Source organism: Kitasatospora sp. NPDC085464 (assembly GCF_044541955.1).
GTDB lineage: Bacteria > Actinomycetota > Actinomycetes > Streptomycetales > Streptomycetaceae > Kitasatospora.
This window is the reverse complement of sequence record NZ_JBITTM010000005.1, coordinates 171,638-194,302: the sequence shown is the minus strand read 5'-3', so window position 1 is coordinate 194,302 and position 22,665 is coordinate 171,638. Positions and strand designations below refer to the sequence as shown.

General features: G+C 74.3%; 20 protein-coding genes and 1 pseudogene. 10 read left to right on the top strand and 11 right to left on the bottom strand.

Annotated features, from left to right (window positions below):
* Positions 1 to 2: 2 nt before the first annotated feature.
* Entirely contained in the window at positions 3 to 1,610 is a 1,608-nt protein-coding gene (locus ACIGG8_RS06625; protein WP_396546142.1) for a purple acid phosphatase family protein, read from the bottom strand.
* Positions 1,611 to 1,709: 99 nt separating this feature from the next.
* Here ACIGG8_RS06625 and ACIGG8_RS06620 point away from each other — a divergent pair, with 99 nt between their 5' ends.
* The gene (locus ACIGG8_RS06620) at positions 1,710 to 2,417 is read left to right on the top strand and encodes a response regulator transcription factor (protein WP_350524775.1); all 708 of its coding nucleotides are present in this window, start codon (positions 1,710 to 1,712) and stop codon (positions 2,415 to 2,417) included.
* A gap of 403 nt (positions 2,418 to 2,820) precedes the next feature.
* On the opposite strand, the gene ACIGG8_RS06615 is transcribed toward ACIGG8_RS06620, so the two are convergent.
* Positions 2,821 to 4,485, bottom strand: coding sequence for a peptide-N4-asparagine amidase (locus ACIGG8_RS06615; RefSeq protein WP_396546141.1), 1,665 nt, complete (start codon positions 4,483 to 4,485; stop codon positions 2,821 to 2,823).
* A gap of 197 nt (positions 4,486 to 4,682) precedes the next feature.
* Here ACIGG8_RS06615 and ACIGG8_RS06610 point away from each other — a divergent pair, with 197 nt between their 5' ends.
* Both ACIGG8_RS06610 and ACIGG8_RS06605 read left to right on the top strand, forming a co-directional pair.
* Positions 4,683 to 5,693 carry a pseudouridine-5'-phosphate glycosidase gene (locus ACIGG8_RS06610; RefSeq protein WP_396546140.1) on the top strand — a complete coding sequence of 337 codons (1,011 nt, stop codon included), beginning with the start codon at positions 4,683 to 4,685 and terminating at the stop codon, positions 5,691 to 5,693.
* A 3-nt stretch (positions 5,694 to 5,696) separates the two neighbouring features.
* Entirely contained in the window at positions 5,697 to 6,575 is an 879-nt protein-coding gene (locus tag ACIGG8_RS06605) for a carbohydrate kinase family protein (RefSeq protein WP_396546139.1), read from the top strand.
* 122 nt (positions 6,576 to 6,697) lie between these two features.
* Here the strand turns inward: ACIGG8_RS06605 and polX are convergent, their stop codons facing one another.
* Together polX and ACIGG8_RS06595 are read right to left on the bottom strand one after the other, a co-directional pair.
* A complete protein-coding gene (gene polX, locus ACIGG8_RS06600) occupies positions 6,698 to 8,425 on the bottom strand; it encodes a DNA polymerase/3'-5' exonuclease PolX (RefSeq protein ID WP_396546138.1) in 1,728 nt (575 codons plus the stop codon).
* Positions 8,426 to 8,535: 110 nt separating this feature from the next.
* The gene (locus tag ACIGG8_RS06595; RefSeq protein ID WP_396546137.1) at positions 8,536 to 9,354 is read right to left on the bottom strand and encodes a hypothetical protein; all 819 of its coding nucleotides are present in this window, start codon (positions 9,352 to 9,354) and stop codon (positions 8,536 to 8,538) included.
* Positions 9,355 to 9,664: 310 nt separating this feature from the next.
* Here ACIGG8_RS06595 and ACIGG8_RS06590 point away from each other — a divergent pair, with 310 nt between their 5' ends.
* Entirely contained in the window at positions 9,665 to 10,282 is a 618-nt protein-coding gene (locus ACIGG8_RS06590) for a helix-turn-helix domain-containing protein (protein WP_350524769.1), read from the top strand.
* Complete coding sequence (locus ACIGG8_RS06585) at positions 10,279 to 11,676, top strand: MFS transporter (protein ID WP_396546136.1); 1,398 nt, start codon at positions 10,279 to 10,281, stop codon at positions 11,674 to 11,676. The genes ACIGG8_RS06590 and ACIGG8_RS06585 overlap by 4 nt, the downstream gene beginning before the upstream one ends.
* 68 nt (positions 11,677 to 11,744) lie before the next feature.
* Here ACIGG8_RS06585 and ACIGG8_RS06580 read toward each other — a convergent pair whose 3' ends face one another.
* Together ACIGG8_RS06580 and ACIGG8_RS06575 are read right to left on the bottom strand one after the other, a co-directional pair.
* Positions 11,745 to 12,419, bottom strand: coding sequence for a DUF6629 family protein (locus ACIGG8_RS06580; RefSeq protein WP_396546135.1), 675 nt, complete (start codon positions 12,417 to 12,419; stop codon positions 11,745 to 11,747).
* A 245-nt stretch (positions 12,420 to 12,664) separates the two neighbouring features.
* Positions 12,665 to 13,504 (bottom strand): annotated as a pseudogene (locus ACIGG8_RS06575) (DMT family transporter); the annotation flags it as partial.
* 351 nt (positions 13,505 to 13,855) lie between these two features.
* Between ACIGG8_RS06575 and ACIGG8_RS06570 the strand changes: the two are divergent.
* Complete coding sequence (locus tag ACIGG8_RS06570; protein ID WP_350524766.1) at positions 13,856 to 14,119, top strand: dsRBD fold-containing protein; 264 nt, start codon at positions 13,856 to 13,858, stop codon at positions 14,117 to 14,119.
* 584 nt (positions 14,120 to 14,703) lie between these two features.
* Here the strand turns inward: ACIGG8_RS06570 and ACIGG8_RS06565 are convergent.
* Positions 14,704 to 15,768, bottom strand: coding sequence for an alpha/beta fold hydrolase (locus tag ACIGG8_RS06565; RefSeq protein ID WP_396546134.1), 1,065 nt, complete (start codon positions 15,766 to 15,768; stop codon positions 14,704 to 14,706).
* 142 nt (positions 15,769 to 15,910) lie between these two features.
* Here ACIGG8_RS06565 and ACIGG8_RS06560 point away from each other — a divergent pair, with 142 nt between their 5' ends.
* Positions 15,911 to 16,369: a MarR family winged helix-turn-helix transcriptional regulator gene (locus tag ACIGG8_RS06560; protein WP_396546133.1), complete on the top strand. Its 459-nt coding sequence runs from the start codon at positions 15,911 to 15,913 to the stop codon at positions 16,367 to 16,369.
* 60 nt (positions 16,370 to 16,429) lie between these two features.
* On the opposite strand, the gene ACIGG8_RS06555 is transcribed toward ACIGG8_RS06560, so the two are convergent.
* Positions 16,430 to 17,356 (bottom strand): AEC family transporter, encoded by a 927-nt coding sequence (locus ACIGG8_RS06555; protein ID WP_396546132.1) that lies wholly within the window; start codon positions 17,354 to 17,356, stop codon positions 16,430 to 16,432.
* A gap of 186 nt (positions 17,357 to 17,542) precedes the next feature.
* Here ACIGG8_RS06555 and ACIGG8_RS06550 point away from each other — a divergent pair, with 186 nt between their 5' ends.
* A complete protein-coding gene (locus ACIGG8_RS06550) occupies positions 17,543 to 18,001 on the top strand; it encodes an HD domain-containing protein (RefSeq protein WP_396546131.1) in 459 nt (152 codons plus the stop codon).
* 227 nt (positions 18,002 to 18,228) lie between these two features.
* Here the strand turns inward: ACIGG8_RS06550 and ACIGG8_RS06545 are convergent, their stop codons facing one another.
* Both ACIGG8_RS06545 and ACIGG8_RS06540 read right to left on the bottom strand, forming a co-directional pair.
* Entirely contained in the window at positions 18,229 to 18,603 is a 375-nt protein-coding gene (locus ACIGG8_RS06545; RefSeq protein ID WP_396546130.1) for a transglycosylase SLT domain-containing protein, read from the bottom strand.
* A gap of 529 nt (positions 18,604 to 19,132) precedes the next feature.
* A complete protein-coding gene (locus tag ACIGG8_RS06540; protein ID WP_396546129.1) occupies positions 19,133 to 20,785 on the bottom strand; it encodes a carboxyl transferase domain-containing protein in 1,653 nt (550 codons plus the stop codon).
* Positions 20,786 to 21,065: 280 nt separating this feature from the next.
* Here ACIGG8_RS06540 and ACIGG8_RS06535 point away from each other — a divergent pair, with 280 nt between their 5' ends.
* Positions 21,066 to 21,455: a ribonuclease domain-containing protein gene (locus tag ACIGG8_RS06535; protein WP_396546128.1), complete on the top strand. Its 390-nt coding sequence runs from the start codon at positions 21,066 to 21,068 to the stop codon at positions 21,453 to 21,455.
* A 174-nt stretch (positions 21,456 to 21,629) separates the two neighbouring features.
* On the opposite strand, the gene ACIGG8_RS06530 is transcribed toward ACIGG8_RS06535, so the two are convergent.
* Entirely contained in the window at positions 21,630 to 21,782 is a 153-nt protein-coding gene (locus ACIGG8_RS06530) for a hypothetical protein (RefSeq protein ID WP_396546127.1), read from the bottom strand.
* Here ACIGG8_RS06530 and ACIGG8_RS06525 point away from each other — a divergent pair.
* A complete protein-coding gene (locus ACIGG8_RS06525; protein WP_396546126.1) occupies positions 21,781 to 22,452 on the top strand; it encodes a TetR/AcrR family transcriptional regulator in 672 nt (223 codons plus the stop codon). The two genes, ACIGG8_RS06530 and ACIGG8_RS06525, sit on opposite strands and share 2 nt — an antisense overlap.
* Positions 22,453 to 22,665 lie beyond the last annotated feature (213 nt).

The window sequence follows — 22,665 nt, the reverse complement described above, 5'->3', positions numbered from 1 at the left end:
GGTCAGCGATCCCGGCCGCCGCCGCGGGCCCCGCGCGGGCGGGTCAGGGTGAAGCGGTCGACGGGGACGAGGTCGCCGTACGGGCCGCTGACGGAGTAGTAGGTGACGTCGATGGTGGTCTGCCCGCCGCGCTCACCCGGGTCGACGTCGAAGGCCGCGAAGCCGTACGGGTTGTCGGCGTCGCGGAAGGCGGACCACGGGGCGTCCTCGATCACGTACACCGGCGGGCGCTTGCCGGTGGCCGGGTCGACGGCGCCGACGCCGGTGATGACCCGGGCCTTCGGCGGGTCGAAGAAGAGCTGGTTGGACGGGGCCGAGGTGCCGCCGCCGCCGATCACCATGTGGACGGTGCCCTTGGTGGTGTCGATGGTCCGGGTGCCGGTGGCGACCGGGACCGGGGTGCGGGTGTCGGTCGGCTGCTGGCCGCGGATCGGGTGCGAGCGCTCGTAGTGGTGCTCGTGGCCGCAGACCACCAGGTCCACACCGTACCTGTCGAACAGCGGTACCCAGGCCTCGCGGATGCCGAGGTCGGCGCCGTTGAACTTGTCGGCGGTGGAGATCACCACCTGGTGCATGCAGACCACGATCCAGTCGATCCCCGGGTCCGCGTTCGCCGCCGCCAACTCCCGCTCCAGCCAGCGCTGCTGGGCGCCGCCGGAGTAGCCGTGGACGTAGGAGTTGCCGCCGTCCTGGTAGGCCACGTCGTCGTTGTTGAGACTGATGACGCGCACCGAGCCGGCGGTGAACGAGTACCACAGGCCGCGCAGTTCCTCGTCCGAGCCGGAGCCGGGAAGGTCGAAGTAGGCCTGGTAGGCGCCGTAGCCGATCGGGCCGTTGCCCTTCTCGTTCTCGTGGTTGCCGGCCGCGGGCATCCAGGGTCGGTGCCGGGCGGAGCGGGTGTTGTTCTCGAACCAGTCGGACCAGGTGCGGATCCGGTCGGTGGCGATGTTCGCGTAGCAGAGGTCGCCGTTGAGCAGGTGGAACAGCGGGGCGATCCGCTCGACCCCGGCGGTGGTGTCGCCGGCGGCGGGGCTGCCGAGGTTGTCGTTGACGTAGCCGTTGGCGGTCTTCCGGCCGAGGGAGGGGGTGCCCTGGTCGCCGAAGCTGGTGAAGGTGAAGGCGGAGCGGCCGCGCGGGGCGGTTCGGACGGTGCCGAGCTCGGGGGTGGTGCCGTCGTGGACGGCGGCGTAGACGTAGTCGGTGTCGGGGTGCAGGCCGGTCAGCCGGGCGTGGTGCGCCTGGACCTCGGTGCCGGAGGCGGCGTCCCGGTAGGTGCGGGTCGCGGCCTGCACGGTGCGGCCGAAGCCTCCGTTCGAAGTCCCGTACATCACCCGGGGATTGGCGACGGACCTGGTGGTGTGCCAGGACACCACCACCTCGCGCGAGGCGTCCGAGCCGAACTGGAGGTGCAGACCGGCCACCCGCGGGGCACCGGAGCGCCCGGGCCGCTGCCACAGCAGCGGCGAGTCGGCGGAGGCGGCCGGGGCAGCGGCGGCGGGGGTGGCGGTGAGGCCGGAGAGGGACACGGCGCCGCCGAGGCCGAGACCGGAGGCGCCGGCCAGGAGTCCGCGCCGGCTGACGGGGAGACGTCCACTGGAAGCGTTCATCATGGCGGTCAGCTCACCGCACGGAGGTGAACCGCGCCGGGGCCGACACGTGAACTTTCCCGTCGGCCGGTGCGGGGTACGGCTCGTGGCAGACTGCTGGGCGTGACGCGTGCGAACGGTGAGAGCCCGCGGGTGATCCGCACCCTGATCGCGGACGACCAGGAGGCCGTGCGGCGCGGTGTGCGGCGCCTCCTGGACGCCCAGCCGGACATCGAGGTGGTGGGGGAGGCCGCGGACGGGCTGGCCGCGCTGGAGCTGGCGGCCGAACTGCGGCCGGACGTCGCGCTGGTGGACATCCGGATGCCGCGGATGGACGGGCTGGAGCTGACCCGCCGGCTGGCCGGTCCGGGGGTGGCCGAGCCGGTGCGGGTGGTGGTGCTGACCACCTTCGACCTGGACGAGTACGTCTACCCGGCGCTGCAGCACGGTGCTTCGGGGTTCCTGCTGAAGCGTTCCGGCCCGTCGCTGCTGGCCGAGGCGGTGCGGGCGGCGGCCGACGGGGAGAGCCTGATCAGCCCGTCGGTCACGGTCCGGCTGCTGCAGCACGTGACGGCGCCGCGCCGGCCGGAGCGTCGGGCGAAGGGCCGGGGGCCCGCGGCCGTGGTGCCGTTGACCGAGCGGGAGGTGGAGATCGCCGGGCAGGTCGCGGCGGGCCGCACCAACGCGGACATCGCCGCGGAACTGTTCATCTCGCCGGGCACGGTGAAGACCCACGTCGCGAGCATCCAGCGCAAGCTCGGGGTGGCGAACCGGGTCGGGATCGCCGTCCACGCCTGGGAGATGGGCTACGCCGTACCGGACCGGCCGTAACGGACCGGCCGTAGCGGACCCGGGCGCCGGTGCGGGTGCGGGTCCCGGTTCCGACCCCGGTGGCCCGCCCGGACAGTGCCGAGGGGCGACATGGACAGCGCGTCCACGGGACCGAGGGGATTGTCCCGTGGACGCGCGGAACCCACGAGGTGGGGGTGGCCTCCGGACGTCACGTCCTCCGGCCGGTAGTTCGATCGTCGACCGAGGTAGAACAACGGCAGACCCTGATCCGTCTCGATCTGTCGCCACTGCCTCCTGCGGTCGAACTTCCTTCAGCTACCTCGCAGGTCCACCTCTCATCATGCGCCTCGCACGCCGCGTGCACCAGGGGTGAACGGCATGAATCCGGGCAATTTCCGCAAATCGATCACCGGGGCGGCTCAGGCCCGTCACCGGGGTGGGCTCAGGGCCGCGGCCACCCGTCCACGAAGCTCAGCGTCCGGTGGTACGGCCCCTCGGGCCCGGTGCTGCGGTAGTCCTCCGTGCTGCTGCCGGTGCGCACGGTGCGGTCGCCGTCGTGACGCCGGGCGGTCGGGCGCAGGGTGTGGTCGACGGTGGCGCGCTCGGTGACGTGGCCGCCGGTCGCCGTGGTGGCCTCGCGGTGGTAGCCGAGGTCCATCGCGGTGGTCTGGTCGGTGTTGCCCGCCGCGTCGTGGCTCACCTTGTAGGTGACGTCCAGCGGTTCGCCCTCGTGGACGGTGGTGGTGCGGTGCGGCCCGCCGCCCCAGGTCGAGGTGGTGCGGGTGAGGTCGGTGCCGTTGTGCAGGGTCACGTCGTTGCCGCTGTCGCGCAGTTGCTGGCCGGAGCAGAAGGTCAGGTCGTCGCGGACCTCGGTGGTGATCCGGCCGTGCGAGGTCTGCACCCAGCCCCGGGCGACGTCGTGCCGGGCGGCGGTGACCGTCCAGTCGCCGCTGCCGCCGCCGTGGTCGGCGAGCGCGGTGCCGGCGCCGGCCTCCGGGGCGACCCGGTAGTCGGTGAGCTGCCCGCTGGTGCGGGCGGCGCCGTGGTCGACCTCGGCGAAGAGGTTGACCTGGCCGGTCCAGACGTCGTTGCTCTGCGCCTCGGCCGCGTTCACCGCGACGCCGACGGTGTGCGGGCGGCCGTCGAGCAGCAGCCCCACGTACGGCGTCAGGTCGAGCCGGTAGGCGGGCAGGTCGAAGGCGAAGACGCCGGGGACGGGCCGCCAGAGCAGCGGGTCCCAGCCGCCGGTGTAGATCACCGGGTACGGCCAGACCGCGCCGGCCACCCGGCCGTCCACGGTGAGCCGCAGTTCGCGGAACGGGCCCTTGCCGCAGAGGCCGAGGCCCGGGTTGGCGGCGACGAAGGCGTCGGGCGCGGCGGCGTACGCGAACTCCTCGCAGGCACCGCCGCCCCGGGTGTAGACCTCGGCGGTGAGGCGCTCCAGGTTCTGCGGGAAGGCGAGTTCGCGCCCGGCGGCGGGGGCGGCCTGGGTGAGCGCGAAGGGGCCGGTGGTGAGCAGCCGGTCGGCGCTGCGGGCGGCCGGCCAGTGGTTGTCCGCGGTGTAGAAGGTCAGGCTCGCGCTGATCGTGAAGACACCGGTGTAGGTGGCGTCGGTGACGTTGGCGAGGTCGAAGTCGAACTCCTGCGGACCGGCGGCGAGCAGCGGGGCGTAGCGGGTGACGTCGTGTTCGACGTCCCACTCGATGCCGTCCTTGGACGGCTCCGGGGTGGAGGAGAGCATCACCTGGACGCCGCCGACGCGGACGCTGAAGATCCGGTCGAACTGCCGCCCCGCGACCTGCCCGTGGAGGTCCAGCACCACCGCCGACCACGGGCCCGCGCAGTCGGCGGGCGGGGTGAGGGTGGCGGTGTACGGGGTGTCGGGCGGGTTGCCGTAGCCGTTGCGGAACTCGCGCCGGTGCATCGCCTCGACGGTGCAGGAGCGGGTGCCGGGCCGGGTGAGGGGCTTGGTGGCGGTGACCGGGTCGTGGTAGTCGGTGCCGAAGTCGGCGTGGGCGGGGCCGGCGGCGGTGAGGGTGCCGGCGAGGGTGAGCACGGCGGCACCGAGTAAGCCGGCGGCGCGGCGGAGCAGCGGGCGCAGGGCCAAGGCGGATCCCCGGGGTCGGGCGGCCCGTGGCGCTGCCGCGGGCCGGAGGGATGATCCGGCATCCTTCCGGCGGTGGCATGCCAGCGTCAAGGGCGGCGGACGGGGTAGGGCCAAGGGTGGTGGACGGGGTGGTGCCCGTCCGTACGCCGAAAACCGTGCCGCCCCACCGCGGCGGCATCTCACAGAGAGTGCGCATCATGACCGGACTTCCGCCCAGCACCCCCGCCGTCCACGTCGCCGGGGAGGTGGCGAGGGCCCTCGCCGACGGCCGGCCCGTGGTCGCCCTGGAGTCGACCATCTTCACGCACGGCCTGCCGCGCCCCCGCAACCTGGCCGTCGCCCTGGAGGCGGAACGGCAGCTGCGGGAGGCGGGAGTCGTCCCGGCGACCGTCGGGGTGCACGCCGGGGTTCCGACGGTCGGTCTGAGCACCGATCAGATCACCGAACTCTCCGCCGCCGACGGCCTGGACAAGGTCAGCCTGCGCGACCTCCCGGTGGTCGCCGCGCTCGGTCGGCACGGCGGCACCACCGTCGCCGCCACCGCCTTCCTCGCCCACCGCGCGGGCATCCGGGTCTTCTCCACCGGCGGTCTCGGCGGCGTCCACTTCGGCGCCTCCGAGAGCTTCGACGAGTCGGCCGACCTCACCACCCTGGCCGCCACCCCGGTCACCGTGGTCAGCGCCGGAGTGAAGTCGATCCTCGACATCCGTGCCACCCTGGAGCGCTTCGAGACCCTCAACATCCCGGTCATCGGCTACCGCACCCGCAAGTACCCCGGCTTCTACGTCACCGACTCCGGCCACGAGGTCAACTTCAGCGTCGGATCGCCCGAGGAGGCCGCGAAGGTCATCGACGCCCGCGACCGGCTCGGCCTGCCGCAGGCCGTCCTGATCGCCAACCCGGTCGACCCGGCCAAGCAGTTGCCGCCGGAGGAGCTGGACGGCATCCTGGCCCGCGCCCGGGCCGAGGCCGACCGCCTGGGCATCACCGGCAACGCCTCCACCCCCTTCCTGCTGGACCAGATCCGGCGCGACACCGGCGGCCGCAGCCTGGAGGTCAACGTCGAGGTGTACCGGGGCAACGTCAGGCTGGGCGGCGAGATCGCCACCGCCCTGGCCGCCTCCGCCCTCTCTGCCACCCTGGCTGCTTCGGGGGAGTCGGAGACGCCGGGCGCCCCGACCGCTCCGGCCGCGCAGACCGGGGCCTGAGCCGTGCTGGGGGTGCTCGGCGACCTCGTCGAGGACGTCGTGGTGTGGGTCGACGGCCCGCTGCGGCACGGCACCGACTCCGGCGCCCGGGTCTTCCGGCGGCGCGGAGGCAGCGCGGCCAACGTCGCCCGCTTCGCCGTCGGGCAGTGCCCGGCGCGCTTCCTCGGCTGCGTCGGCGAGGACGCGGTCGGCGACGCCGTGGTCGCCGAACTGCGCGGCCACGGCGTCGACGTACGGGTGTCCCGGCGCGGCCGGACCGGCACCGTCGTGGTGCTGATCGACCGGGACGGCGAGCGGACCATGCTGCCCGACCGGGGCGCCGCCACGCTGCTGGAACGCGTCCCGGACGAGTGGCTGGCCGGTCTGACCCACCTGCACGTGCCGGCCTACTCCTTCGACGGCGAGCCGGTCGGCGCCACGGCGGTGGACGCTCTCGCACGAGTCCGGCAGGCGGGCGGCACCACCTCGGTGGACGCCTCCTCGACCGGCATGCTGGAGCGGTTCGGACGGGAGCGGTTCCTCACCCTGCTGGCCGAGTCGGCGCCCACCTTCGTGTTCGCCGACCGCTCGGAGTCCGCCTTCCTCGGCCTGCTGGTGGAGGGACTGCCCGGGCCCGACCGGTCCCGGTTGGCGGAGACCACGGTCATCACCAAGGCGGGCCCCGCACCGACCACCGTCGACGTGCCGGGCGAGGGGCTGTTCACGGTGCCGGTACCGCCGGTGGCGGTGGTGCGCGACCTCACCGGCGCCGGGGACGCCTTCGCGGCCGGGTTCCTGGCCGGGTTCCTGGAGACCGGGGACCTGCGGCACGCGGCCGGGCTCGGGCACCGCAGCGCGGCCCGGGTGCTGGCGTCACCGGGGGCCTCCTGCGGCGAGGGGTGACGGCGGGCGGGCCTCCGGGCGGCTCCGGCGTTCCGGGGCCGCCCGGGGTTCCCCCGGGGGCGTTCGACGGCGGGGCGTTCGAGGCCGGGCGGGTGCCGGCCGGGTGGGCGTCGTCGACGGTGTCAGCGCAGCGCGTCCTTGCGGAGGAAGTGCTTCAACCGTTGCCACGTCCAGGTGTTGACCACGTCCTCGGCGGTGAGCCAGCCGCGCTGCGCCGTGCCGATGCCGAACCGCGGGTAGGCCAGGTGCGGGGTGGCGTGGGCGTCGCTGTCGATGCTGAACCGGACGCCGTGCCGCCTGGCCCGCAGGATGTCCTCGTCCCGGAGGTCGAGCCGCTGCGGGGAGCTGTTGATCTCTATCGCGGTGCCGGTGCGCGCGGCGGCCTCGAACACCGCGTCCAGGTCGACGTCGATCGGGCCGCGGCTGCCGATCCGCCGGGTGGTGAGGTGGCCGATGACGTGCACGTACGGGTTCTCGCAGGCCCGGATCAGCCGACGGGTCTGGGCGGCGCGGTCGAGGGTGAAGTGCGAGTGCACGGAGGCCACGCAGACGTCGAAGCCGGCCAGGAACTCCGGCGGCCAGTCCACCCCGCCGTCCGGGTCGATGTTCAGCTCGGTGCCGTGCAGCAGCCTCAACTTCTTGTGCCGGTCGGACAGTCGGCGCACCTGCTCGCGCTGGGCGAGCATCTTCTCGTCGGTCATCCGCTGCATGACCAGGTTCGGCGCGTGGTCGGTGACGGCGAAGTAGGAGTAGCCGCGGGCGGCGGCGGTGTCGACCATCTCCTCCAGGGTGGCCAGCCCGTCGGTCAGGTCGGTGTGCGTGTGCAGGTCGCCGCGCAGGTCGGACTCCTGGACCAGGTCGGGGAGTTCACCGTTCAGGGCGGCCTCGATCTCGCCCCGGTCCTCGCGCAGCGTCGGGGCGATCCACGGCAGGCCGAGCGCCGCGTACACCTCGTCCTCGGTCTCCGAGACCACCTTGGCGCCGCCGTCCACCTCGAACAGCCCGTACTCGGAGAGCTTCAGGCCGGCCCGCACGGCCATCGTGCGCAGCTTGATGTTGTGCGCCTTCGAGCCGGTGAAGTAGACCAGCGCCGCGCCCCAGTCCTCCTCCGGCACGACCCGCAGGTCCACCTGGACGCCCTGGGTGGTGCGCACCGAGGTCTTGGTCGTCCCGCTCCCGATCACCTCGGCCACGTACGGGAGTTCGGTGAGCGCGGCCATCAGCGGGGCGGAGTCCTCGGCGGTCGCGAGCACGTCGATGTCGCCCACCGTCTCGCGCATCCGGCGCAGCGAGCCCGCGTACGCGCAGCGGGTGCAGCCGGGGACGGCGGAGAGTGCGGCGACCAGCTGTTCGGCCAGCTCGGTGGCGGTGTCGAGCAGGGTCCGGCCGCCGGACTGCCGCATCAGCTCGATGCCGTGCAGGATCTTCTCGCCGCTGCGTTCGCCGAAGCCGGCCAGGTCGGACAGCTTGTCGGCGCGGACCGCCTCGGCGAGTTCGTCCACCGAGGAGATGCCGAGGTCGCGGTAGAGGGCCAGCGCGCGCTTCGGGCCGACGCTGGGGACGGCCATCATCTCCCGCACGCCGGCCGGGATCTCGGCGCGCAGGTTCTCCAGGGCGGCGATCCTGCCCGAGTCGAGGTACTCGGCGATCTTCTCGGCGGTGGACTTGCCGACGCCCGGGATCTGCTGCAGACCCTTGACGTCCAGGCCCGCGAGGTCCTCCGGGTGGCCGCCGACCGCTCGGGCGGCCTTCTCGTAGGCGCGGGCCCGGAAGGCGTCCCCGCCGGTGATGTTGATCAGGTCGGCGTACTCCTGGAGCAGCTCCCTGACCTGGTCGTTGAGCCGGGGCATGGGGCAAGTCTAGGTTCGGCGGGGCGGGTTCGCCGGGTGTGGGGCGTCGCCCGGGGGAGGGCGTCGCGGGGGCCGTCGGGGCGGGTGCGCCGGGTGCGCGGGGCGCGCCGTCAGTCGTGCGCGACGGTCAGCAGCAGGACCACGGTCAGTCCGCCGCCCGGGGTGGACTCGACCGCGAGCCGGCCGCCCGCCGCAAGCACCAGGCTGTGCAGGGCCGGGCCCACCGGGCCGCCGGGCCGCACGCCCCCGAGCAGCCCCTCGCGGGCGCCGGGCGGCTCGTGGGTGCCCCGGTCCGAGATCCGGATCTCCACCCGGCCGCGTCCCCCGCCGCCGTACGGGCCGCCGTCCCGGGCGCGGTCGCGGGCGCCGTCCCGAGCGCGGTTCCGGCCCCGGCCGCGCTCGCGGTCCGGGTCGTGCTCCCGGTCCCGGTCGCGGGTCGAGGCCGTCGGGCCGGGACGCCGCCCGCCGCCCGCCACCTCGGCGCGGACCAGCACCCGGCCGCCCATGGGGCTGCGCCGGATCGCGTGGTCGACCAGCCCTGCGAGGGCCGCCTCCAGGCGCCGGGCGTCCCCGGCCACCACCGGCAGCCCGGGTGCGATGCGGACCGTGACGGTCGCGGAGCGGCCGCCGCCGCGCACCACCCGGCGGACCACGTCGGTCACCTGGACGTGCCGGGCCGTCGGCTCGCAGCCGGCCTGCCGGCCGGTCCACCGCAGCCGCTCCAGCTCCACGCGGGTGAGCGCCCTGGGCGCGGCCATGGTGCCGGACTGGAACGGCCCGGGGCCCTCCTCGGCCTCGACGGCGACCGGGCCGCCCGCGCGTCCGACGGCGCTCCTGCGTCCGGCGCCGCCCGCACCGGACGCGCCGCCGAACGCGGCGAGCGCCCGGGCTCCCGACGCGACGTAGCCCCACAGCCTCCCGTGTGCCATCGCCCTGCCCCTCGTGCCTCACCGGCGGCCGTCATGGGTTCCGCGGCCGACCGGGGCGGGCCGCTTCCCCGGCCCTCCTGCCAGCCTGCGCCCCGCCCGCCCGGGTGACAATCCCGCCCCGGGACGCGAACCCGGTCCGCGCCCCCGCCGAGCGGCCGGTGGGGCACCCGCCGAGCGGCGGGGCGGCCCCCGGTGACCAGGCCCTTCCGGGATCCGCGGGAGGCCCGGGCCTCCAGCAAAGAACTCTTCGCAAAGAACTCTTCGCAGAAAATCCTTTGCAAAGGATCCTTTGTGGTTCTAGGCTCCTGCCATGACCGAGGACAGCGGCTGGAAGCACAGCGACGACCCGCACATCGCCATCACCGCCAGGGGCATGAAGGCGATGGCGCACCCGGTGCGCATGCAGCTGGTCGGGCTGCTGCGCAAGCAGGGCCCGTCCACGGCGACGAGGCTCGCCGCACAGCTGGGGCTCAACTCCGGGGCCACCAGTTACCACCTGCGCCAGCTCGCCGCCGCGGGCTTCGTCGAGGAGGACCGTGAGCGCGGCAACGCCCGTGAGCGCTGGTGGCGTTCGGCCCACCGGCTCACGCTCTGGACGGGGGACGACATGGCGGACGAGGAGCCCGACACGGCCGTCGCCTTCCTGCGGTCCGTCTTGGCGGTGCACAGCCTGACCGGCCAGCGCGCCCTGGACGCCTTCGAGACCATGCCGCGCGAGTGGCGCCGGGTGACGGATCTCAGTGACCTGATCCTGCAGCTCACTCCCGTCGAGGCGGAACAGCTGACCGGCGAGCTGTCCGAGGTGATCGGGCGCTACCGCCGGATCGACGCCGACGGGCCCTTCCCGGAGGGCAGCGAGCAGGTCTCCGTGATCGTCCACGTCCTGCCGGATCCGAGCGGCACCACCACCGAGGGGGAATCCGCATGACCACCACCACCGTCGACGTCGGCACCGCCAGCACCGCCGGCACCGCCGACCCGCCCGCGCGCAGCTTCCGGCCGCTGGCCGGGGTGCTGACCGCCACGGCCGTCTCCGTGACGGGCACGCGCGTCTCGGCCATCGCCCTGCCCTGGTTCGTCCTGGCCACCACCGGCAGCGCCACCATGACGGGCCTGGTCGCCTTCGCCGAGATGGCGCCGTACGTGCTGGTCAAGGCACTGACCGGGCCGGTGATCGACCGGCTCGGGCCGCGGGTGGTGTCCTGGACGACGGACGCGCTGAGCGCCACCGCGGCCGGGCTGGTCCCGCTGCTCCACGCGCAGGGGTTGCTGCCGTTCTGGGTGCTGCTGGTGATGGTCGCGGTGATCGGCGCGATGCGCGGCCCGGGGGACTTGGCCAAGTCGGTCATGGTCCCGGAGGCGGCCGACCGCGCCCGGGTGCCCATGGAGCGCGCCACCGGGCTGTCCGGCGTCACCGAGCGGTTGGCCTCCACGATCGGTCCGGCGGCGGGCGGCGGGCTGGTCGCGCTGATGGGCCCGCTGGCCGGGCTGGCGGTCAACGCGGCCACCTTCGCCCTCGGGTCGCTGATCATCGCCCTCGCGCTGCCGCGCGGCATGGGGCGCCCGGCCCTCCCGGGCGCGGCCGCGGGGCCGTCCGGGTCGGCGGGGGAGGGCGAGCAGGGCACCGGCTACTGGCGGATGTTCCGCGAGGGCTTCGCCTTCCTGCGGTCCGAGCCGCTGTTGCTCGCCGTGACCGTGATGGTCGGCATCACCAACCTCCTCGACGCGGGCTTCATCACCGTCCTCGTCCCGGTCTGGGCGCAGGAGTCCGGAAACGGACCGGCCGCCATCGGTCTGACCACCGGAGCCATGGGCGCCACGGCCGTCGTCGGCAGCCTGATCGCGGCGGCCGTCGCCTCCCGCCTGCCCCGTCGGACGGTCTTCTTCGTCGGCTTCCTGCTGTGCGGCGCGCCCCGGTTCGTGGTGCTCGCCCTGGGCGCGCCCATGTGGGTGGTGCTCACCGTCTTCGCGATCGGTGGTTTCGGCTCCGGCTTCCTCAACCCGATACTCGGCGCGGTGCTCTTTGAGCGGGTGCCCCGCCACCTGCTGGGCCGTGTCCACGCCCTCGGTGACTCCCTCGCCTGGGCCGGGATCCCCCTCGGCGGCCTCGTCGCCGGTGCGGCGGTCGCCCTGGTCGGCCTGATACCCAGCCTGCTCGGAGCCGGCGCCCTCTACCTCGCCACCACGACCCTGGCCGGACTGCGGCCCGAGTGGCGAGAGATGGACAAGCTCCGGGGCCACTCGGCAGGCTCGTGCGGCGAAGCCACCGGGAGCACGCAGATGGCGGACGACACGCGGGAGCCGGTCCCGACGCACTCGTAGGCGCCGTTCACCGGGCCGTCGGCGGGGCGGATGCGCGGGGCCGATTCGGGGAGCCGTTCGGGCGGTGTTCACCGGACCGGCCGGGCGATCCGCTCGGCGCCCTCCGCGACCGGCGAGTGGCCCGCCCACTGGAACAGCAGGACACCCGCCAGGGCGGCGAGGGCGCACCAGGTGGAGATGAAGGCGAGCCGCCAGAACAGGGCACAGACCAGGGCCCCCACAGCGGTGACGAGGCCGAGGCGCCGCAGCAGCCGGTCGCCGCTCGCGAGGAGGGAACCGACCGTGGCCAGGAGATAGCCGGTCAGGAGGACGGCCGGGCGCGGGATGCCGACGGCGTAGACGAGGGTGTGGCCGTGCGCGGTGGCCGCCACCGGGTGGGAGGCGACAGCAACGGCGAGCGGTACGGCGACGGCCGCGCCCAGCAGGGTGAGCGCCGCGAGCACGCGCCGACGCGGTCCGGTGGTCGCGCACCACACCCCGGCCGGGACGAGCACGGGCAACAGCGGAAGGGCGATCACCGCCCAGGCGGTCCGGGCCGCTCCGGCGAGGGCCGGCGACAGCTCACCGTCCGTACCCAGCCAGACCAGCGCCTCGATCAGCTGGTGCAGACCCAGCACCAGAGGAAGCGCGGCGAGCAGTAACCGCTCCGGGTGGCCCGCCCGACGGGCGCGGACCAGACACGCCACCCCGGCCGCCGCGACCACCCCACCGGCCACGGCGTCCGCCTGCGCGCTCCAGCACATCGAGGCCTCTAGCCGGACTTCCCGTGTCCGTCGTCGGGGGCGCCGGATGTGTCGTCGGGTCCGTCGTCGGGGTCGCCGTGGGATCCGGTGCCGCCCTCGGACCGGCCGTCGGGTCCGTCCGCCGACCGGCCCTCGGAAGGCCCGCCCGTACCGTTCGCCGAACCGCCCTCCGCGCCGTTCCCCGCGGCCTCCGCACCGGTCTCCGGGGCCGCCCCGATGCTCTCCAAGGTGTCGCGGACGGTACCGGGCATCGCCGGGTGTCGGCCGATCACGATCACCCCGACGACGATCGCGAGCATCCCGGCCGACTGCCAGGCCAGGGCGCTCGGAGTGACCCGCAGCCGGTCGCCGAGGAAGCCGACCGCGCAGGCGATCCCGGCCAGAGGCTGGGCGGCGGTCAGCGCCGGCAGCGACATCCGCAGCGGCGCGGCCTCGAAGGCGCTCTGCACCAGCAGCAGACCGACCACGCCCGCCACGACCACCGCGTACGGCTGCCAGCTGCGCAGCACGGCCGACAGCCCCTCGTGGTCGAGGCGTTGGGTGGTGGTCCGGGTGAGCGCGTCCTGGAGGCCGTAGAGCAGTCCGGCCGCGAGTGCCAGCAGCGTCGCCTCCTCGAACAGCGGCAGCCGCCGGGCCATCGACACCAACAGCACGACCAGTCCGACCACCGTGCCGACCACCAGCCAGTGCCGCAGCTCCCCGGCGGGAGCCCCACCGCCCGTCGGCTTCCCGGCCACGATGAAGGCCGTCACCCCGAGCCCGAGCAGCAACACCCCGGCCCAGCCCGAGCGGCCCAGGGTCTGACGGGTCAGCACCCGGGCGAGCGCCATGGCGAACAGCAGATTGGTGGCCAGCAGCGGTTCGACCAGGGAGACCTCGCCCTGGTTGAGTGCGAGCGCGGAGAGGATCAGCCCGCTGACCATGAATCCGGTGCCGAGCAGCCATTGGGGCATCCGCATCAGGTCGAGCAGCAGCCGCCACCGCAGGAGGTCGGCACGGGGGGCCCGCTGCGCCGCGTGCTGCTGGAGGACGAAACCGAGACCCAGACAACAGGCCGCGCTGAGGGCGAGAAGGAAGACCGCCACAGGGGGACCACCAGGTTGTCGCTGCCCGCGCCGCGCCGACGGGTTCGAGGTGGATACGCGGTCGCGGCCCGCTTCCGTCAGCGTACCGCCGGGGCGTCGGCCGGGCCGATCGGACACGACGCGCGGGCGCCGCGCCGAACGCCCGCCGGGCCGGCAGCCGAGCCGCTGCGGGCGGCCGGGCTGCCGGCCCGGGCGGTGCCACGGCTCGGCCGGTACTGCCGTGCCCGGTGCCGTCCGCCGCGCTTGCCGCTACGGGCGGGGCAGGCGCACGCTGGTGTGAGCGGCCGCCACGGGTCACCGTCCGTGCCGGTCAGGACAGGCGCGACGGGGGCCGGCGCCAGGAGGTGTGGCATGCACAACCAGTGGGACGTGGAGCTGACATTCGACGAGGACGGCGTGCACACGGCGTGCGACGCCAGGCTGACGGGCGCGAGGGCGCCGGGTCTGAGCGCGCACGGCGAGGCCGTGAAGAGCGCCGACGACCGTCCGCTCGCCAGGATCGGCGAGGAGGTCGCGGCCTCCCGCGCCCTGGAGGAACTGTCCCGCAAGCTGCGGGCGCAGGCCACCGGGGAGATCGACGACGAAGGACACCGTCCGGGGTACCTGATCTACTGACGGTGGCCACTGCCGGCAGCTACTGGCGGCGACGGCGGGCACGGTCCGGGCGGCGCGGTCGTACGGTCCACGGCCGTCCCCGCCCGGAGCGGCCCGCTCCGGCGTGCGTGGTGGGGGCTCTCCTCCCGGGCTCGGCCACCGGGGGCTGCCCACCAGGTAGGGAACGGGGTGCGGCAGCGCCGGTCCGCCGCCGAGCGCAGCGTCTCCTCCCCGGCCCGGTAGGCCTCGGGCCGCTCGGCAGCCGTGCATGCTGACGCGGTACGCGCTGCCGACGGCGTCCACGGCGTCCACGGCGTCCACGGCGTCCACGGCGTCCACGGCGTCCACGGCGCCCACGGCGTCGTGCGTTCGGCCGCGGTACGGCCCGGGTGGCAGCGACGCCAGACCCCCGCCGTCACATCCCCCAGCGTCGTCGCACCGGCCACCGGCCACCGGCCACCGGCCGGTCCGGCTGGTGGCGCAGCACGCAGCGCTCGATGGTGTCCCAGCCGGGTGGCGCGGAACCGGCGAAGCGCCGGCCCCGGCCTCCACGCCCCGACCGCCCCAGGCGAGCCCGAGGCGGTCGTGACGCACTTTCAGCACCTTCAACCGGCCCGCGCCGGTGCCCGCTCGGTGAGGGGCAGGCCGACGGTGCGCCGTCGACCGGGGGCAGCCGACCGGAGGCTCCGGTCCGGAGCCGGCAGCGCATCCGGGCGTCCGGTGCCGGGCAGCGCACGGTCGGCGCTCCCGCTGCTGCTGCGGCGGCCGACGGGAGGGTGCGGTGGGTGCCGCCGGCAGCAGCCGGTCGTCAGCCCCTGGAGAGGAAGTCGACGAGGCGTCGGTTGACCTCGGTGGCGGCGGCCATCGGCAGGTTGTGGTGGGTGGCGTCCGGGAGGACGGCGACCTCCGCCGACGGGAGGGCGCGGCGGGCCGTCTCGGCGACGCGGGCCGAGTGGGTGGGTGCGGCTCCGGGCGGCGAGGAGGGTGAGGACCGGGGCGGTGAGGGCGCCGAGGCGGGCGGGGGTGGGGCGGGGGCCGGTGACGACACGGGAGACCGGGAAGTCGGCGTAGCCGAGGGCGTAGACCTCGCGCCAGTCGGGGTCGAGGTGGGCACCGCCGCCGGTCTCCCAGTCGAGGAAGGAACGGGCGCGGTCCGGGGTGCGGCCGGGGAGGAAGAGGGGGACGGCGTGCAGCAGGTAGCCGGGGCGGAAGCCGGCGAAGCACAGGTTGGGGTCGAGCAGGGCGAGCCGGCCGACCCGCGCGGGGGCGTGCAGGGCGTACTCCAGGGCGATCCAGCCGCCGTACGAGTGGCCGCAGAGGTCGGCCTCGGGGACGTCGAGTCGGTCGAGCACGGCGTCCAGCCAGCCGAGGAGTCCGGGGACGCCGTCGAGTGCGGCGCCGTCGTGGACGCTGCGCCCGGGGTCGCCGATGAGGTCGACGGCGAGGACGCGGTGCCCGGCGTGGGCCAGGGCGGCCGCGTTGGCGAACCACATGGTGGAGGTGGCGCCGCCGCCGTGGAGGAGGACGAGCGGCCGACCGTCCCGGGGGCCGCAGGCGTTGATCCGCGTGGTGCCGTGGTCGGTGCGGACGGTGAGGGCCTCGACCGGGGCGGGCCAGCGGGCCAGCAGGGAGTCGTATGCGGCGAGGAAGGTGGCGGTGCGGGCGGACAATGTCGGGCCTCCGCGGATGTGGTGTGATGGCGTGCGGAACCACTCGCTCGGCAAGTATCTCGCTCAGTGAGTGTCTCGCTCAACAACTATCTCGCTGATCGAGAGAATCATGACACGGGCCTGCCCGAGGGAGGACGACAGGGTGTCCGAAGCTGAGGAACCGATGCGGCTGGTCCACCTGCTGCGCGGTCTGACGGTCGAACTCGACCTGTTCGGGGCCGAGTTCGCGTCCCGCAACGGTCTGCATCCGACCGACCTGCGCGCGCTGATCCACCTGCTGGACGTCTCCCGGGCCGGGGAGGTGGTCACCCCGGGCAGGCTCGGTGAGGCGCTGCACCTGAACTCGGCCGGCACGACCGCTCTGGTGGACCGGCTGGAGCGGCTCGGGCTGATCCGTCGCGAGCGCGACCCGCAGGACCGGCGCAGGGTGCGGCTGCTGGTGGAGGAGCGGGCGGTGGAGCTGGGGCAGGGCTTCTTCGGCGGGTTGATCGGCGATCTGCTCGCCGAGATGCGGCGGTTCGACCCGTCGGAACTGGCCACGGCCCGGCGCTTCCTGGAGGCCATGACCGGGGTGGTCTCCGCCGCCCGCCAGAACCGCTGAAGAGCGTCTTGGCGGCCATCTGAGCCAGGTGAGCGTAGGACCGCCAGGGGGAGGCGGGGCCTACGCCGGCCCGAGGGTCCAGCTGATCACCGACAGCGTCGCCATCGACGCCAGCGTCGACCAGAGCACCGCGTCCCGGGCGAGCACCGTGCCCTGCCCGTACTCGCGGGCGTAGGTGTACACGTTCTGCGCGGTCGGCAGTGCGGAGAACAGGACGACGGTGAGGAGTTGGTGGGCGGGCAGGTGGAGCACCGGGCCGGCCACGGCGAGTGCGACGAGCGGTTGGAGCAGGGTCTTGATCGCGACGGTCAGTCCGACCTCGGCCCGCCGGGAACGGCCGTCCGTCGGCGGTCGGTTGTGGAGCGAGATGCCGAGGGCTATCAGGGCGGTCGGCACGCCGGCGCCGCCCAGCAGTTCGCAGGAACGATTCAGCTCGGCGGGCAGGTGCACCCCGGTCGCCGAGACGACGGCGCCGAGCGCGGTGGCGAGCAGGATCGGGTTGCGCACCGGCAGGGTCAACAGGGCCCGGCGGCCGGCCGCGCCACCGTCCAGCACGGCGAGGACGGCGGGGGTGACCAGCAGGATCTGGAACAGCACCACGGGCGCCACGAAGGAGGCGTCACCGACGACCTGCACGGCCACCGGGATGCCCAGGTTGGCGGAGTTGACGTACCCCGAGGCCATCGCGCCGATCGCCAGTTCGCCGGGCTTGCGCCGGAAGAGAAAGTGCCCGGCGAGCAGTCCGAGGCCGGTCGCGACGGCGGTGCCGGCGGCGAAGGCCAGCATCGACGGGTTCGCGAAGCGCCCCAGCGGGGTGCGGGCGATCATCAGGAAGAGCGCGGCCGGCATCGCCACGTGGAAGACGAACCGGTTGAGCACCGCCTCGGCGTGCGGTCCGAGCAGGCCGGTGCGGCCGACGAGGTAACCGACCGCGGTGAGCGCCCAGATCGGGGCGAAGCCGGACAGCAGCGGATGCAGGGATGGCATGGTTCCTCGGATCGCTCGGACGTGTCTGCCGGGTGCGGCGGGGGTCGCCCGCCGGAGGCTTCGACCCGCGAGCCGGTGGACCCCCTGAGCCGCTGAACCCCCGGGGCAGTAAACCAGTGGCCGCCGGCCCGGCGATCACGGGCCTACGATGGGCGAGCAGCCGAGGGGCGACGCGAGGGGTGAACCGTGGAGGACCAGTACCTGAGCCTGTCCGAGGTGGAGGCGATCGCACGCCGCGCCCACCGGGGGCAGGTGGACAAGAACGGCCACCCGTACGGCGAGCACATCGCGGCGGTCGCGCACGGGACGGCCGCCCGCGGGGGCAGTGAGGCGCAGATCGCCGCGGGCTGGCTGCACGACACTGTCGAGGACCACCGGTTGAGCCGGGAATGGCTGGCGGCGGCCGCGTTGTCCGAGGAGACCAAGACGATCGTGGACGCGCTCACCCGGCGCCCGGAGGAGCCGCTGGAGGAGTACACCGCGCGGATCCTGGCCACGCCGGGCGCGCTGTTGGTCAAGCGTGCCGATCTGGCCCACAACTCCGACCCGGCCCGGCTGGCCTCACTGGACCGGACGACCGCCGAGCGGCTGGCCGCCAAGTACACGCGGATGCGCGAGCTGCTGGGGCTGACGGAGGAGCTGTGACACCCGGCGGGCTTCCGGCTTCCGGCTTGCAGCCTCAACGCGGGGCGGGCCGTAGCGCAAGGGTCGTAGCGGCAGGCCGGGGGTGCCCGGGGAACCACGAGAGGGCCCGGGCCCGCGGATCGCGCGGGTCCGGGCCCTCTCGGGCACCCCGGTGGTCCCTGTCCGACCCCCGGGGTGAGGGGAGTGGTCAGGGGCAGGAGGGAATCAGTGAGCCGATGGGGTCCGGCTTAATACCAGTGGTGGTTCTGCCAGAAGGACCAGGCGGCGTTCGGGCTGCCGTAGCGGGAGTTCATGTAGTCGTAGGCCCACTTGATCTGGGTCTTGGGGTTGGTCTTCCAGTCGGCGCCGGCCGAGGCCATCTTGGAGCCCGGCAGTGCCTGGCCCAGGCCGTAGGCGCCCGAGCTCGGGTTGGTCGCGGTCACGTTCCAACCGGACTCGTGGGAGATGATCTGGTTGAACGAAGCCAGCTGGCTCGCCGGGACGATCTGGGCGGCGATGGTCTTCGGGGACACGGTGGCGGCGTTCGCGGTGGCGGGCAGGACACCGGCGCCCAGGGCGGTCAGACCGGCGGCGCCGGCAAGAATCGCGGCCGAAGTACGCATACGGAGCTTGAAAGCGGGCATGAAGAAGAAGACCTCAATCAGGTTGGGCCGAGTCACGCCCCGCCCAGGACCACGGCCGGACAGGGGCCGAAACGGTTGCGGGGCGTGACTCAGCGACAAGCCATTCACCGGCGGGACAGGAGCCGGTGTGGCTGGCGACGAGAGCCATTGTTGGCAGACCGGATCGGCCACCGCCAAGACCCTCTCGTTACGACCGACAGTCGTAGGCGAGCGGCCGCCGTGGATTCGAAGGGCCGGTCGCGCGGAGCGCGCGGACCGGCCCTGACGTGTGCCGACGCGGGGGCTCGGGGGATGGGCCGATCGGACCGATGGTGCGGGCAGGCCTACTACGGTCCGTCGTGGACGTTGATTCCGTGTGAGCGCACTCACCGTTTGAGCCCGGGGAGCCGTCACCCGCGGGTCCTGCGGGAGCACTTTGGGTACAGACGATCAACCCGGTGCTGAGACCGGCGCCACACCCCGGAGCGCGCGATCGCCGCAGGTCACGCCCACTTCCGAGCGGGCCCGGTCAGCGCAGGTCGCCCAGCCGCCGGTGCCGTACCGCCCGGGCCGCGAGCCGGTCCGTCTCGGTGGGCGCCGCGAGGGTGCCGAGCGCCGTACCGACCGCGTGTCCGAGGCGGGCGCAGAAGGCCTCCGGCTCGTCGGCCGCGTCCGGCAGCTCCGGGATCACCTCGTCCACGAGCCCGACCTCCGCGAGGTGGTGCGCCCCGATCCCCTGCGCCCGGGCCAGCTCGGCGGCATGCTCGCCGTCCCGGTGGACGATCGCCGAGGCGCCCTCCGGTGGCAGCGGCGCCAGCCAGGCGTGGCCGGCGGCGAGCACCCGGTCGGCCGGGAGCAGTGCGAGCGCTCCGCCGCCCGAGCCCTGGCCGAGCAGCACCGCGAGGACGGGGGTGCGCAGTGCGAGCAGGGTGGTCAGGCAGTGCGCGATCTCCACCGCGATGCCGTCTCGCTCGGCCTCGGCGGACAGCTCGGCCCCCGCTGTGTCCACCACGGTCACCAGGGGGAGCCCGAGCTGCTCGGCCAAGCGCGCGGTACGGCGGACGGCCCGAAGATCGTCCGCGGTGAACGGGCGCTCGTGCTCCGCGGACTGCCGTTGCTGGCCGACCACCAGGACGGGCCGGCCGCCCAGGACGGCGAGCGCGCGGACCAGGGCGCCGCCGCGGCCACCCGGGGAATCCAGCAGCACCAGCTCCTCGGCGGTGCGCCGCAGCAGCTCGCGGGTGCCCGGGCGGTCGGGGCGGCGGGTGCGGCGGACGGAGTCCCAGGCGTCCGGGCGCCCGGGTGCGGCGTCGGGGGCCTCCGCCGGAGGGGTGCCCGTGCCGGTGTCCGCGTCCGTGTCCGTATAAGGGGTGTCCGAACAAGGGGTGTCGATGGACGGGGCGCCCGGGGGAGGCGGCGGCGTCGCGGTGAGGACGGCGAGCGTGCGGCGCACCAGCTCGCGCAGCTCCTGCGGCGGGACGACGGCGTCCACCAGTCCCCGCGCGGCCAGCGTCTCGGCCCGCTGGACATCCGGCGGCAGCTCCACGCCGCGCAGCTCCTCGTACACCCGCGGGCCGAGGAAGCCCAGGCGGGCGCCCGGTTCGGCGAACACCAGCTGGCCGAGGGTGCCCCAGGAGGCGAAGACCCCGCCCATGGTGGGGTTGCGCAGATAGGTGAGGTAGGGCAGTCCCGCCGCGCGGTGGGCCTGGACGGCGGCGGTGATCCGCAGCATGCAGAGGAACGCCGCGGAGCCCTCCTGCATGCGGGTGCCGCCGGAGACCGGCAGGGCGAGCAGCGGCAGGCGCTCGGCGGTGGCGCGTTCGACGGCCCGGGTGATCCGCTCGGCGGTCGCGACGCCGATCGAGCCGCCGAGGAAGCCGAACTCGGAGGCGACCAGGGCGAGCGGCCGTCCGTCGATGAGGCCGCGGCCGGTGAGGACGGCCTCGTCCAGGCCGGTGCGTCCGCGGGCCCGGTCGAGCGAGGCGCGGTAGTCGGGGTCGGCGGGCGGGCCGGGCGGAGGTTCGTCCCAGGAGCGGAAGCTGCCGGGGTCGACCAGCAGGCCGATCAGCTGGTGTGCGGTGGGAGCGGTCGGCGTGGTGTGTCCGGCCGATGCGGCCTGCGCCGCAGCGGCGGGCGCCGGAGGGGTGGTCCGCGCCTTGTCGTCGTCCTCGTTCGCCGCCATGCCCACCCCGTCAGAGATCGTTCCGGTCCGTCGTGATCCGTCACTCTATGCGGCGCGGTCCGGGCGCGGCGAGAGCCCGCGGAACGGGGCGGGACGGTCTCGACGCCAGTTCGATGGCGGTCGACCCTTGAACCGTCGGGATGGTTCGTGGACGGCGCCGGAGGAGAGTCGATGCGGTCGGGATACGGTCCAAGTCGCCTCAGGTAAAGGGGAGTTACCCGCTGGTTAACATTTGGAAGGAGGGCTTCCGGAGTTGACGGTGTATCGCCACACTGGGGGCATGACTCGCACTCTACGCGCGTGGAAGTCCCGCGCTGCCGCCGTCACCGCCGTCGCCCTGATGACCCTCGCGCCGGTCGCCGTCGCCACCGACGCGCACGCCGTCAGTGGTTCGGTGTGCCTCTCCGCACTCCCGTCCGAGGCCGCCGACACCCTCGACCTGATCGCCTCCGACGGGCCGTTCCCCTACTCCCAGGACGGCGTGGTCTTCCAGAACAGAGAGCACGTCCTGCCCGGCGAGTACTACGGGTACTACCACGAGTACACCGTCGTCACCCCGGGCTCGCCGACCCGCGGCGCCCGCCGGATCGTGACCGGCCAGAACTACCAGGAGGACTACTACACCGGCGACCACTACGCCACGTTCTACCTGGTCGACCAGAGCTGCTGACCCTCCCGGTACGGCGGTGGCCCCGGCGCACTTCCCCGCCGGGGTCACCGTGGTGCCGCCGCGGCGCCGCTGCCGGATCACCGCCGTACCCCTCATGACCCGCCGGATCACCGCCGTGCCCGCCGTGCCCTGGCGCACCCCGGAGGTGCCCGGCCGTCGCGGGCGCAGCCCCGGTCAGAGCTCCGACGGCCCCCAGGCCTCCACCACCAGCTCGTCCCCGACCCGCAGCGTGCCCGGCCGCAGCACGGCGAACTTGCTGCCGAACGGGGCGGAGCCGCCGGACGGCACGCCGTCCCCCGACCACGCGCTTGCTAGGGTCGGGTGCATGGCACCGAGCAGCGCGAACCCTCCGGGACGGCTCCGGCGAGACGCGCAGCGCAACCGCGACCTGTTGCTCGCCGCCGCCCGCGACATGTTCTCCCGGCACGGCCTGGACGTGCCGCTGGACCAGATCGCCAAGGAGGCCGGCGTCGGCAACGCCACCCTCTACCGGCACTTCCCGACCCGCGAGGAACTGATCGGCGAGGTGTTCGCGGACGTCGGCGCCGGCCTGGCCGCCGCCGGGGAGGAAGCGCTCTCCGCCGAGGACGCCTGGACCGGCCTCGAACGGTACTTCGAGCGGATCTTCGCACTCGTCGCCGCCGACCAGGGCATCAACGACCTGGTCACCCAGGCCATTCCGGTCATCCCCGGCATGATCGAGATCAGTCGGCAGCACGCCACCACCGTCGGCGGCCTCATCGCCCGCGCCCAGGAACAGGGCACCATGCGCCGCGACGTGGGCACCATGGACCTGCTGTTCCTGCTGGGCCCGCTCTGCCGCGCCCTGCCCGCCACCACCGAGCTGCGCCCCGACCTCTGGCGCCGCTACCTCGCCCTCCTCCTCGACGGCTTCCGCACCCAGGCCACCCACCCGCTGCCGGTCCCGCCGATCGGCGAGGAACACCTCGACCGGATGTTCGCGGACCTCTGGGAGGCGGAGCCCCCGCAGGCCTGAGCGGGCGGCCTCCGGGCGCGGTTCCCTCGGCACGGGGTTCTTCGGCGCGGCTTCCAGGGATGCGGGGTTCCTCGGCATCAGGGACGCGTACGGAACGGCAAGCTCCGCGTCAGGGCCTCGTCAACGGGCGGCGGTCGCGCGGTCGCGGGGCGTTTTGCTGAGGTGCGACGGAGCGCTCGCACGCGGATGGTCCGCCGGTCGGGCCGCTTCGAC